This is a genomic window from Dyella sp., from assembly GCF_035685885.1.
In the GTDB taxonomy this organism is placed as follows: domain Bacteria; phylum Pseudomonadota; class Gammaproteobacteria; order Xanthomonadales; family Rhodanobacteraceae; genus Dyella.
This window is the reverse complement of record NZ_DASRZX010000062.1, coordinates 56,161-68,816: the sequence shown is the minus strand read 5'-3', so window position 1 is coordinate 68,816 and position 12,656 is coordinate 56,161. Positions and strand designations below refer to the sequence as shown.

Here is a 12,656-nt window from a genome sequence, read left to right as displayed (position 1 = left end):
AGATCGTTGCCAATCGTGGGACCAGGTATCAATTGCATCGAACGTAACAAGCAATGTCTTCTGAGCGGCTGCGATCTCTCGATCCAGCCTTCGTAATTCCATTACCGCCTCTTCCGGGTCCGAGAGCGACTGAATGACCTCTTTGATAGGCTCAATGAGCGCAGACTCATCAAGTACAGAGCGCGCAGCGCGGATAATTACAGCCTGCCACAGATCCGTACCACTATCCCGCTCCATGCCTTTCGGAACGCGCGCATCAATCACCTTTGGGGTAACGGCACCTTCCGAAGCGAACCCGGTGTAGCCAGCCCTTACGACCAGCCCACTCAACCCAATATTTGGATACGCGATAGAGGCGACGTTTCGCGTTGCCTCCTGCTCCAACACGCCAGCCCAAAAACTTTTCCCAGTGCCTCGCGAGCCGACAACTACAGGCGTATTTGGATCCAATGCATTCGCATGTTGCTCGGGTGTAAATATCTGCTCAACAGTCGGCCGATATTCGCCGGCAGCATCGTGATCGGTTGGCATCGTCGCTAAAGCCGCGCGTATCTCGTCATTTCGACCCAAACTCATACGCCGCTCCCGAGGCCGCTGACCGACTCATCAACCAACTGCGACGCCATCTCCAAAAAATCCCCAAAAGCAGCGCCGTAAAGTTTCGCACTGAGGATTGACCTATCTCCGTCCGGATCAAATTTACGAAAAGCCTCATCCTCGCCAATCGAGACGATTACTGGCTCATCGACACCTGCATCCATTAGAAGTAGCTCATCATTAATTTGCTCGTCCCAGTCAACATTAAACTCACTCCTAAAGTCAGAGAGATTAGGCTCGAAGTTGACACTGGACCGCCTCGTCAGAAATCGTGAAAAGAGCCCTTGAATTGTCGACGAAAAATCCCTCTCATTTGACGGCGGAGTTTTTGATTGAATCACTCTAAGGCGATCAACCCACTCATCCGCTGGCACAGGAAGAGTCCCCAAATGGGAAAAGAGCAAAGTGAACCCAGCATACGTTTGCGATTGATCTGAGCCAAAAAGAAAAACTTCAGCACCGATCCCCAGCAAGGCCGCGGCAGTCGTCTCATGTAAACCAGCCCTGGCATCAATGAGAACGACATCGTACTTGGACTCAGGAGCCACTTCCTCGAGAAGATCATTAATTTGATCAGTAAATGTTCTTCCCGATCCCGCTGATACATAGGCTCTTGCGATCTTCGCGAGGACATTCCCTGGAGCATCTAGAGAGCGCCTTCCGACAGCAGGAATAACGTCAACTCGCCCCCGACCGGCACCAAGCCAAGATGGCCCCACAAGGTCGGCGTTATTGTCTTTTCTCCAAGAGCCGACGCCGGATTCGACCAAATAGTCTAGTAGCCCAAACTCCGGAAGTGTTCTTCCCGGCAGAAGCATGTTCCCTACCTTCTGTTTACATTCCAAGTTGAGAAGTGGTCACCCTTCAACACGTCGTACATCGCAGCATATGAACTACGCTGCCCCAGATGTTTACGTGCGGCATGAAGTAAATCTGGCAGATGACCGTGAGGGGCATTGTTACCGGGCCGAAGCGATTCAATCCGAAATTTGATGGCACACTCGGCAGCAAATCCGACCAAGTGACCTGCTCCATCGAGGTGCCCTCGCTCCTTCAAGAGGGTCGCATCAAGTAAATGGCGCTTGGCCGCGCTTTCGTAATCTTCTGCCATCGGCTCCCCACAAGTCTTGAGCTATTCCGACCCAATTATTTCCACTTCCATCCAAGCCCACACACAACCAGAACCAGGTAGCTACGCTAGGCAGCTTGAAAATCCCTATGCCACATTGGCGGCTAGGTCACGATTTTGACATCGAAACAAAGATGCTACACCCGAGCGCACAAGACTACTGAACCATCCGGCTCGGACTGCAAGCGAATGGCTAGCATGTACAAAAAAGGCGGCATCGCTGCCGCCTCGACTTGTTTCGCGGTGAAGCTACCTCACCCGCACTTGCTATACCCACAATTCAAGCAAGTCTGGCAGCCGTCCATCAGCACCAGTGCCTGGGTGTTGCACTTGGCGCAGAGGGTGGCGCCGGGTGGGAAGCCGGTGGCGGTGGTGGATTCAGTACTGGCTTCGGCGGCCGGGGTGGCTTTCTTGCCGGCGGCAAGGGCCTCGTAGGCGGCGCGCTTTTCAGCGACGAGCTTGCGGGTGCTCTCGTCCATTTCCGGGTCATGGATCAGGCCGATCATCTTCATGTGCTGCTCGATGACGGTGCCGATCTCGGCGACGATGCTGGGCATATAGACGCCGCCGGCCTTGAAGTAGCCGCCACGCGGGTCGAACACGGCTTTCATCTCTTCCACCAGGAAGGTGACGTCGCCGCCCTTGCGGAACACGGCGGAGGTGATGCGGGTGAGTGCCACGATCCACTGGAAGTGGTCCATGTTCTTCGAGTTGATGAAGATCTCGAAGGGGCGGCGCTGTTCGTACTGGGTGCCGGCGTTGAGCACGATGTCGTTGACGGTGACGTACAACGCGTGTTCGAACAGCGGCGACTTGATCTTGTAGGTGGAGCCCACCAGCGTCTCGGGACGCTCCAGGCTCTCGTGCATCTGGATGACTTCCGCCTTGGGCGCTTCCTTGGAGGCAGCCGGCGTGGCGGGCGTTGCGACGGGCGCGGCGGCCTTGTCCTCGGGCTTGACGACGTTGTAGCCCTTGATCTTCTTTTCGATCTTGATCGCCATGGTGTGTGCTTCTTTTGGAGTAGTTGGCGGCGCGCGCGACGGCTTTGCTTTGGTCGCCTGACGGGTTCGTCATGGTCCCGAATTGGGGACTCGATCCAGGGGCCTAAAGGCGCTGGATTCCCGCATTTGCCCCCTCTTGGGGGTTCGCGGGAATGACGGGACGGAGAGGCCGTGTCCTGTCGGGTGACTCTGGAACGATCCGGCCCGGCGGGTTAGCGCCGGGCCGGACCGGATGACAACTTACTTGCGGCGGGCGGCTTTCTTGGCCGGCTTGCGCACGGCCTTCTTCACGCCTGCCTTCTTGCTGGCAGTGGACCTCTTGACCGCCTTGGCGGCCTTCTTACCGGCGGCCTTCTTGGCCGTCTTCTTGACTGCGCCCTTGCGGGCCGTCTTCTTGCTGCTGACCTTGCGAGCAACCTTCTTGGCAACTGCCTTGCGCACGGCCTTCTTCACTGCCTTCTTGGCGACCTTGCGGGCGACCTTCTTGGCAGCGGCCTTGCGGACGGCCTTCTTGGCGGCAGCTTTCTTCACTGCCTTCTTGGCGGTCTTCTTGACGGCGGCCTTCTTCACCGCCTTCTTGACCGCCTTCTTGGCAGCAGCCTTCTTCACGACCTTCTTGGCGGCCTTCTTCGCGGTCTTCTTGGCCGAAGCCTTCTTGACCGCCTTCTTGGCTGCCTTCTTGGCCGGCGCAGCCTTTTTCGCTGCAACGGCCTTCTTCTTGGCACGAGCCTTCTTGGGAGCGGCGGCCGGGGTCACTTCGACCGCGGGCACTTCCACCGGCGCGTCAACTACCTGTGCGGCGTCTTCTTTCACTTCGAAATCAGTATCGATGGACATGCGTGTAATCCCCTCCGACGTGGATTCTGGAACTTGTAGTGAGCCTTGCCTCTAGGCATCCGGAACGACTCTCACAAGCGTGCCGGAACCTGAGCACCAGGTCCCGGCGACGATATTAGAACTTTCCGTAATACCCTTCCTTCAAGGCATCGAACAAATTGGCGGCGGTATGCATTTCGCCGTCGTATTCCACTTCTTCGTTGCCTTTCAGTTCGACAACACTACCGTCCTCCAATTCGAAGCGGTAGAGGGTGCTCTCAAGATCGGCTTCCTTGACCAGCACACCTTGGAATGCAGCGGGGTTGAACCGGAAGGTGGTGCAACCCTTCAAACCCTGCTTGTAAGCGTAGAAGTAGATGTCCTTGAAGTCTTCATACGGATAGTCGGTGGGGACGTTCGCCGTCTTGGAGATGGACGAATCGACCCAGCGCTGCGCAGCGGCCTGGATGTCCACGTGCTCCTTCGGCGAGATGTCGTCGGCGGCCACGAAGTATTCGGGCAGCTTGGACTTGGCGTCGTCGGAGTACGGCAGGGCTTCGGCGTTGATCAGCGCGCGGTAGGCCAGCAGCTCGTAGCTGTAGACCTCGATCTTTTCCTTGGTCTTGCGGCCCTCACGGATCACGTTGCGCGAGTAGTGATGGGCGAAGCTGGGCTCGATGCCGTTGCTGGCGTTGTTGGCCAGCGACAGCGAGATGGTGCCGGTGGGCGCGATGGAGCTGTGGTGGGTGAAGCGCGCGCCGGTTTCGGCGAGCTGGGTCACCAGGTTGGGCGCCACTTCGGCCACGCGCTGCATGTAGCGGCTGTATTTGGCGTGCAGCACGCGACCCGGGATGGTGTCGCCGACCTTGAAGCCGTCGGCGGCCATTTCCGGACGCTTGCGCAGCATGTCGCCGGTGACGGTGTAGTCACGCGCCAGCACCGGGGCCGGGCCCTTCTCCTTGGCGAGGTCGAGGGCGACTTCCCAGCCGGCCACGGCCATCTCGCGGGAAACGTCCTCGGTGAAGGACACGGACTCGGCGGTGCCGTAGCGCATCTTGAGCATGGTGAGCGTGGTGCCCAGCCCCAGGAAGCCCATGCCGTGGCGACGCTTGGAGAGGATCTCGTCGCGCTGCTGCGGCAACGGCAGGCCGTTGATCTCCACCACGTTGTCGAGCATGCGGGTGAAGATCTTCACCACTTCGCGGTATTCGTCCCAGTCGAAGCGGGCCTTGGGGCCGAACGGATCGCGCACGAAGGTGGTGAGGTTGACCGAACCCAGCAGGCACGAACCGTACGGCGGCAGCGGCTGCTCGCCACACGGGTTGGTGGCGCGGATGTGCTCGCACCACCAGTTGTTGTTCATCTCGTTGACCTTGTCGATCAGGATGAAACCCGGCTCCGCAAAGTCGTAGGTGGACACCATGATCATGTCCCACAGGTGCCGCGCGCGGATGTGGCCGTAGATCTTGCAGGCGACCAGGCCGTCTTCGCGCTCCACGTAGTTCTCGTGGGTGGACCACTCGCGCCACACGACCTTGCTGGCGTCGGTAAGGTCGATCTCGTCCTGTTCCTTGCGGTGGATCGGGAACACCAGCGGCCAGTCGAGATCGTGTTCCACCGCCTGCATGAAGCCGTCGGTGACCAGCAGCGACAGGTTGAACTGGCGCAGGCGACCGTCTTCGCGCTTGGCGCGGATGAATTCCTTCACGTCCGGATGGCTGACGTCGAACGTGCCCATCTGCGCGCCGCGGCGACCGCCGGCGGACGAGACCGTGAAGCACATCTTGTCGTAGATATCCATGAAGGACAGCGGGCCGGAGGTGTACGCACCCGCACCCGACACGTACGCGCCGCGCGGACGCAGCGTGGAGAACTCGTAGCCGATGCCGCAACCGGCCTTCAGGGTGAGGCCCGCCTCGTGCACCTTCTCCAGGATGTCATCCATGGAGTCGCGGATGGTGCCCGACACCGTGCAGTTGATGGTGGAGGTAGCCGGCTTGTGTGCCAGCGCGCCCGCGTTGGACGTGATGCGGCCAGCGGGGATGGCTCCACGGCGCAGCGCCCACAGGAAGCGCTCATTCCAGTGCTCGCGCAGCTCCGGCGTGGCTTCCACGTCGGAAAGCGCACGGGCAACGCGCTGGTAGGTTTCGTCGACACTGCCGTCGACCGGCTCGCCGGACTTCGCCTTGAGGCGGTACTTCTTGTCCCAGATGTCGTAAGACGCCGGCTGAAGCGGAATGGCGGTATCGCGATTTACGGCTGGTGCACGCATGGTGCTCATCGGCTTCCTGACCTCCCGGTACGGCCTTTCGGCCCCGTGTTGGTTTCTTGTTCTATTTGGCTAAGCCGCTCGCGCCAGGCGGTACAACGGAGAAAAAGCGCCACTGCGCCATGCCTGACCCTTGCGTTCCCTGCCCTGACCCTTCGACAACTGCCCCGGAGGGATGCCTTGTGACACCAGCTCTTGGGTTCAATCCCAGCATCGTTACACAAGATGTTGTGGTCGCGAACGGAATGGAAAGTTACCCCCGGCCTGCACCGATGTAAAGTGATTTCGTCTGCCTGCGACCGATGGAACCGTCGACGCCGTGCTGAGTCGAACGACCGTCGATTCAACTCGCCAAGAGGAGCTTCCATGTCCACACGTTTCGCCCGCCGACTGGCTGTCGCTGCCCTCGTGCTGATCTGCGCAACGCCGCTGGCCAGCCATGCCGGATTGCCGCCTTCGGTCGATGGCCAGCCGCTGCCATCGCTTGCGCCCATGCTGGAAAAGGTGACGCCGGCGGTGGTGAACATCTCCACCAAGACCCGCGTGCAGGTGCGCGACCCATTCTTCGACGATCCGGTGTTCCGCCAGTTCTTCGGCCTGTCCGGCTCGCCGCGCCAGCGCGTGGAGCAGAGCCTGGGCTCGGGCGTGATCGTGGATGCGGCCAAGGGTTACGTGCTGACCAACAACCATGTGGTGGGCGGCGCCGACGACATCACGGTGACGCTGCAGGACGGGCGCGACGTGAAGGGCAAGCTGGTCGGCACCGATCCGGAGACGGATGTGGCGGTGGTGCAGATTCCTTCCGCGGGCCTGCAGGCGTTGCCGCTGGCAGACTCCGGCAAGCTGCGCGTCGGCGACTTCGTGGTGGCGGTGGGCGATCCGTTCGGACTCGGCCAGACGGTGACCTCGGGCATCGTCTCGGCGCTGAGCCGCTCCGGCCTGGGCGGCAGCGGCTACCAGAACTACATCCAGACCGATGCTTCGATCAACCCGGGCAACTCCGGCGGCGCGCTGGTGAACCTGCGCGGCGAGCTGGTGGGCATCAACACCATGATCATCTCGCCGTCGGGCGGCAACGTGGGCATCGGCTTCGCCATTCCCACCAATCTCGCCAGCGACGTGATGCGGCAGTTGGTCGCCAGCGGCAAGGTCAATCGCGGCAACCTGGGCCTGGAGGGCCAGGACATCACGCCGCGCATCGCCAAGGTGCTGGGGCTCACCGACAGCAAGGGCGTAGTGGTGACGCGGGTCACCAGCGGTTCCACCGCGGACACGGCGGGCATCCAGGTGGGCGACGTGATCACCGCGGTGGACGGCAAGCCCGTGCGCAACGCGCAGGAGCTGCGCAATGCGGAAGGGCTGATGCCGATCGGCAGCACCATCCGGCTGACCGTGCAGCGCAACGGCAACCCGCGCGAGGTGACCGCCAGGCTCGCGCCGGAAAAACTCGCCACGATCGACGGCAGCAAGCTGGACGCGCGGCTGGCGGGTGTCACCTTCAGCGAGCTTTCGCAAAGCCTGCGCGGCCAGGGCATCGCAGGCGTGGGCATCAGCACGGTGCTTCCGGGCAGCCGCGCGGCACGGGCCGGCCTGCAGAACAATGACGTCGTGATCGGCATCGGCAACCTTCGCGTGCCGGACATGCGCACGCTGCAGCAATTGGCAGGCGTGAATCCGCGGCAGCTGGTGCTGGTGGTGTCGGGGGATGATGGGGTGCGGTATGTGGAGGTTCGTTAGGGTATGGGGCTTGGTGTGGTGGTTCGGCCAAAGTTGGAGGATGCAACGCGCGGAGGGCTGACCGTCTTTCTCCGGACGTGACCTTTTAAGGTCGCTGGATGACTCGCTGCGCTCGCCCCTCCGGGGCCGCCCTACGAGCGTTCTGCGCGCTTCGCGCGTGTCCGGCCTTCGCCGGGATGACGATGAGGAGAGCTCAAGGTCTTCGCATTCGGGATTCAAGGCACCGAGTGGCCTGACTTGCTCGCCGGCCTTCACTGACTCCTCGCCGTCATCCCAGCGAAAGCTGGAGGCGCTCACAACAGCCGAAGGCTGGTCATCCAGCGTCTCAGGGCCTGATGTCTGGCGTCATTGGATACTCAGTCCACGGGTTTGCCTGCAGGACGCCGGCAAAGAGCGGCCGGGCAGCGGATAACCCGTCCCACCTGGAAACAACACGCGCCCGTCGCACCACTTCTGCGACCGTATTTGCGGGACTGAGACAGACAACCGCTGATGAACAGCGTGGATACAGCGTGCGCGGCATCGCGTTTTCAAGGGATGCAGGCGCTCGCGCAAGCTTGATGTTTGGCCTGTAGCTGGATGAAATACCCGGGTTACACATTCCCTGCACGCGCGCCCTACGGCGGCCTGCGGATACCACTTTCAGCATCTGGGGTTCCCACCGCCATGTCTCTACGTATTTCCCGACTTGCAATGGTTGCGCTGCTCACCGCATGCGCAGCCTCCGGCGCCCTCGCCGCCGGCAAGACCAAGACGCCTGCGAAGTCCAAGACCCCGCCGCCACCGGCACTGATCTGGCGTGGCGACTACGCCACCGCGCGCGCGGTGGTGGAGGACGTGGCCAAGGCCTATGAAAAGAGCGGCAAGGGCCGCATCGAGATCCAGCCGTTCAACACGGCTTCGGGCCTCGACGCCGTGGCGCACGGCATGGCCGACCTCGCCGGCAGCGCGCGCGGCAGCGCCGGTGGCGCCGAGAGCGACCTGGTGTTCACGCCGGTGGCCTTCGATGCGCTGGTGATGATCGAGCATCCGTCGAACATGGCGGGCAACCTCACGCTCTCGCAGCTGCACGACATCTACTACGGCAAGATCACCAACTGGAAGGACGTGGGCGGCAAGGACGCGCCGATCAACCTCTACGCCGTGGCCAGCCCCGGTGACGGCGTGGAATACAGCCTGCGTCGCCTGATCTTCGGTCGCGGCAACCAGCCGGTGGCCGCGCCGCGCCTGTACGTCAACACGGCCAAGCTGGAAGAGGCCGTGACGCTCGACCCGAACGCGCTGGGCGTGACCACGCTGTCGGGCGTCGCCACCAATGGCAAGGTGAAGATGATCAGCGTCAACGGCACGCGCCCGAGCCTGGCCACCATCAGCGATGGCAGCTATTTGCTCTACACCCCGCTGTACCTGGTGACCAACAAGACCAGCCCAAAGGAAGCGCAGATCGCCACCTTCATGGAGTTCCTGCATACCGACCAGGTGCGCGGCCTCGCCCGTGCGCACCAGCTGGTGCCTTACTCCGATGCGCCGCAGCTGGCCCAGGATGAAACGCGCCGCGCGAAGATCTTCGCCGAGCTGGGCATCAAGATGCCGGTGGAACCGAGCCCGCCGGCGCCGACCATGGCCGCGCCGGGCGCGACCTATGCATCTGCATCCGCCACGTCGCCGACCTCGGAGCGCACGCAGGAAGCCAAGCAGGCGATGGAATCCCGTAACGCGTCGTCGGCCGCTGCCGGCGAGACCCACAAGGTGGCCAAGGGCGAGACGCTGTCGAGCATCGCCGAGAAGTATTCGGTGACGGTCGCCCAGCTCAAGACCTGGAACCACCTGAGCAGCGACAACGTGAAGCTCGACCAGGTACTGCAGGTCAGCGGCAACTAAGCGGTTGCCACGTGCGCATCCGCGCCCTGACGCTCGACCTGGACGACACCCTGTGGCCGGTGTTGCCGGCCTTGGAACGCGCCGACCGCGAGGTCGACGCGTTTCTCCGCCAGCACTATCCCGACGTTGCACGCGCATGGCCCATCCCGGCCATGCGTGCGCTGCGTGCCGAGGTCGCCGCCGAGCGCACTGACCTCGCCCACGACTTCACCGCGCAGCGCCACCTCACCATGCGACGGGCTTTTGCCACCTGTGGCATCGAAGACGCGCCGCTGGAAGCCTTGTGGGAAATCTATTTCTCCGCGCGCAACGGCGTGGAGCTGTATCCCGACAGCTTGCCGGCGCTGGAACGCATCACCGGCCGCTGGCCGATTGCCAGCCTCACCAACGGCAACGCCGACCTCGACCGCATCGGCATTCGCCTGCACTTTGCGCATCACGTCTGCGCCCGCGATACCGGCGTGGCCAAGCCCGACCCGCGCATCTTCGCGGCGGCGGCGGAACGGCTGGGGCTGCTTCCCGCCGAAATCCTGCACGTGGGCGATGATCCCGAGCTCGACGTGGTGGGTGCACGCGATGCGGGTCTGTGCACGGCATGGATCAATCGCGCCGGCCATCCGTGGCCAGGCGCGCTGGGGCGGGCGCCCGATGTGGACCTTCGCCATATGGGCGAGCTGGTGGATTGGCTGGAACGGCAGGGCTAGCTCTCCGCCTGACCGTCCGCCGTTTCACCGCACGTCATCCCACCTGCACGGCAAAAGCGCGCATCATTGGCCCACCACTTCTCGGCTCACGCGATGCACGGCGCATCGCGCAAGGAACTTCATGTCCACCCTGATCGAACGCAAGACCAGCGACCGCCACAGCATCGCCATCGAGACCACCGACGCCGCCCATTACGCCGCCACCAAACGCCGCCTCACCGCTGCGCAACGGCAGTGGCTGGGTGCGTTCGGCTTCGAGGCGGCACCGGGCACCTTCGCGTTGCTTCCCGACGCGGGCGGCAAGCTGGTTCGGGTGCTGGTGGGCGTGGATGCCGGTGATGCGCTGGGTGCGCTGGGCGGCCTCCCGCGGACGCTGCCGGAAGCCACCTATCACCTGGCCGACGAGGGCGTGCTGAAGGATACGCAGCAGGCAGCACTGGGCTGGGCACTGGGTGCGTATGAATTCACGCGTTACCGCAAGGCCCGCCGCGCACCGGCCCGGCTGGCAATCGCCGCGGCCGACCTGAAGGTGTTGCAGCCGCTGGTGGATGCCACCACGCAGGTGCGCGACCTCGTCAACACGCCCACCGAGGACATGGGCCCCAAGCACCTGGCCGATGCCGTCAAGCAACTGGGCAAGGCGCACAAGGCGAAGGTGCGCGAGTGGGTAGGCGATGAGCTGCTCGACGCGAACTTCCCCACCATCCACGCCGTTGGCCGCGCGAGTCATCGCGCGCCGCGCCTGATCGAACTCAACTGGGGCAAGGCCAGCGATCCCAAGCTTGCCGTCATCGGCAAGGGCGTGTGCTTCGACACCGGCGGCCTCGACCTCAAGCCGGCCGACGGCATGCGCTGGATGAAAAAGGACATGGGCGGCGCGGCGCATGCGATCGCGCTGGCCGGACTGATCATGCAGGCCAAGCTGCCGGTGCGCCTGCAGCTGTTGATTCCTGCGGTGGAGAACGCCGTGTCCGGCGCCGCCATGCGCCCGGGCGAAGTGATCACCACGCGCGCCGGCATCACCGTGGAAGTGGACAACACCGACGCCGAAGGCCGCCTCGTGCTGTGCGATGCGCTGGCCTACGCCAGCGAGCAGAAGCCCGAACTCCTCATCGACTTCGCCACGCTCACCGGCGCGGCACGCGTCGCGCTGGGCCCGGATCTTCCCGCGCTATTCGCCAACCAGGACGACCTCGCCGACCAGGTGATCGCGGCCGGACGTGCCACCAACGATCCGCTGTGGCGCCTGCCGTTGTGGCGTCCGTATCGCAAAATGCTGGAGTCGTACCTGGCCGACCTCGCCAATGCCGGTCCCTCGCGCCACGCCGGCGCGATCACCGCCGCGCTGTATCTCGAACGCTTCGTGCCCGAAGCCATGCCCTGGCTGCACCTGGACACCTACGCGTGGAACGACAACGACCGCCCGGGTCGCCCGCGCGGTGGCGAAGCGTTGGGGCTGCGTGCGTTCTTTGCGTTTTTGCAGCAGCGATACGGCGGTTGATTCATCGCCAATAACTACGCATCGGGCTTCAGGGCGGGAACGAGAAGGTTGATCGCGACATACGCCACGCACTGCACTCCGTAGGAGCGCACCCAGTGCGCGATTGGCCTGTGGCGTTGCAGAGGATGTTCGTATCGTCGTGAGCACCGGCCTTCATCCCGGAGGAAGCGGAAGAAGTAGATTGCTCCGCCGGCTGATTGCCGAGATTTGAATACAGCCTGCGCCGGATTGAGATGAAGAACCGGGAGACTGAGGCGAAAGGCGATCGCGCACTGGGTGCGCTCCTACAAAGAGCAGGCGGTATCGCGAATGAAACCGCCCCGCGCTACGCGCCGGAAACCCGCTCCCCTCTCAATCGACGCGCCAGCGCCCTCAACCCCCTCACGATCTTCGGTACCAGCCACAACAGGAACACCACGAAGATCCCCAACAGCACGAGGAACACCGCCGGGTGCTGCCACATCAAATACATGCCACCGAGCCAGGAGATGTCTTCGCCCGCACTGGCGCCCCAGTTGCTGAAGGGTTCGGGTGAGGTGTTGATCAGCGCGCGGCCTCCGGTCTTCGCCAGATGCGTGCCCGAGGTAATCGCACCACCCAGCAGCGCCGCTGCGAACTGCGTGCCAGCTCCGGAATCGCGAAATACACCCCAGGCGAGCAACGCCCCCGCAGGAATGCGCACGAAGGTCTGGATGGCATCCCACACGCTGTCGAAGGCGGGCACCTTGTCAGCGACGAACTCGCCGAGCGCCAACACGCCGGACGTCACCAACACCCAGGTGTCGGTGAGCATGCTCAGGCCATCGGGCAGGTGCACGTAGCCCAGTCGCCCCAGCAGGCCGGCGATGAAGACCGTGGCATAGAGGCGGAAGCCGCTGGCCCAGGACAGGCCGCCTGCCAGCGCCAGGTTCTGCAGCATGTCCATGAGCGCTCTCCACGAGGCTGTCCAAGCATGCGCGCCGGATGTGGGCGGCCACAAGCACGCGTCGGGCCGGGCCATGACTTTTGGCGATCCCGCGCG

The 12,656-nt window shown here is 63.1% G+C and carries 10 protein-coding genes; 4 read left to right on the top strand and 6 right to left on the bottom strand.

All coding sequences use genetic code 11. From position 1 onward, the window contains the following. From VFG49_RS08165 to VFG49_RS08145, 5 genes are all read right to left on the bottom strand, one after another. The coding region (locus tag VFG49_RS08165) for a hypothetical protein (protein WP_324859290.1) at positions 1 to 576 on the bottom strand (576 nt) is incomplete at its 3' end. Beyond that, on the bottom strand, positions 573 to 1,415 hold the full coding sequence (locus VFG49_RS08160; protein ID WP_324859287.1) for a hypothetical protein: 843 nt from the start codon (positions 1,413 to 1,415) through the stop codon (positions 573 to 575). The genes VFG49_RS08165 and VFG49_RS08160, both read right to left, overlap by 4 nt. A 565-nt stretch (positions 1,416 to 1,980) precedes the next feature. Next, positions 1,981 to 2,727, bottom strand: coding sequence for an NrdJb (locus VFG49_RS08155; RefSeq protein WP_324859286.1), 747 nt, complete (start codon positions 2,725 to 2,727; stop codon positions 1,981 to 1,983). 240 nt (positions 2,728 to 2,967) lie between these two features. Further along, the gene (locus VFG49_RS08150; protein WP_324859283.1) at positions 2,968 to 3,564 is read right to left on the bottom strand and encodes a histidine biosynthesis protein HisIE; all 597 of its coding nucleotides are present in this window, start codon (positions 3,562 to 3,564) and stop codon (positions 2,968 to 2,970) included. A gap of 115 nt (positions 3,565 to 3,679) precedes the next feature. Further along, positions 3,680 to 5,824, bottom strand: coding sequence for an adenosylcobalamin-dependent ribonucleoside-diphosphate reductase (locus VFG49_RS08145; protein WP_324859281.1), 2,145 nt, complete (start codon positions 5,822 to 5,824; stop codon positions 3,680 to 3,682). Positions 5,825 to 6,178: 354 nt separating this feature from the next. Here VFG49_RS08145 and VFG49_RS08140 point away from each other — a divergent pair, with 354 nt between their 5' ends. The 4 genes from VFG49_RS08140 (at position 6,179) to VFG49_RS08125 (ending at position 11,635) form a co-directional block, all read left to right on the top strand. After that, the gene (locus VFG49_RS08140; protein ID WP_324859279.1) at positions 6,179 to 7,549 is read left to right on the top strand and encodes a Do family serine endopeptidase; all 1,371 of its coding nucleotides are present in this window, start codon (positions 6,179 to 6,181) and stop codon (positions 7,547 to 7,549) included. 693 nt (positions 7,550 to 8,242) lie between these two features. Continuing rightward, positions 8,243 to 9,430 carry a LysM peptidoglycan-binding domain-containing protein gene (locus tag VFG49_RS08135; protein ID WP_324859277.1) on the top strand — a complete coding sequence of 396 codons (1,188 nt, stop codon included), beginning with the start codon at positions 8,243 to 8,245 and terminating at the stop codon, positions 9,428 to 9,430. Positions 9,431 to 9,441: 11 nt separating this feature from the next. Next, positions 9,442 to 10,134: an HAD family hydrolase gene (locus VFG49_RS08130; RefSeq protein WP_324859276.1), complete on the top strand. Its 693-nt coding sequence runs from the start codon at positions 9,442 to 9,444 to the stop codon at positions 10,132 to 10,134. A gap of 121 nt (positions 10,135 to 10,255) precedes the next feature. Beyond that, complete coding sequence (locus VFG49_RS08125) at positions 10,256 to 11,635, top strand: leucyl aminopeptidase family protein (protein ID WP_324859275.1); 1,380 nt, start codon at positions 10,256 to 10,258, stop codon at positions 11,633 to 11,635. A gap of 325 nt (positions 11,636 to 11,960) precedes the next feature. On the opposite strand, the gene VFG49_RS08120 is transcribed toward VFG49_RS08125, so the two are convergent. Continuing rightward, on the bottom strand, positions 11,961 to 12,560 hold the full coding sequence (locus VFG49_RS08120; RefSeq protein WP_324859274.1) for a DUF4126 domain-containing protein: 600 nt from the start codon (positions 12,558 to 12,560) through the stop codon (positions 11,961 to 11,963). Between the last annotated feature and the right edge of the window lie 96 nt (positions 12,561 to 12,656).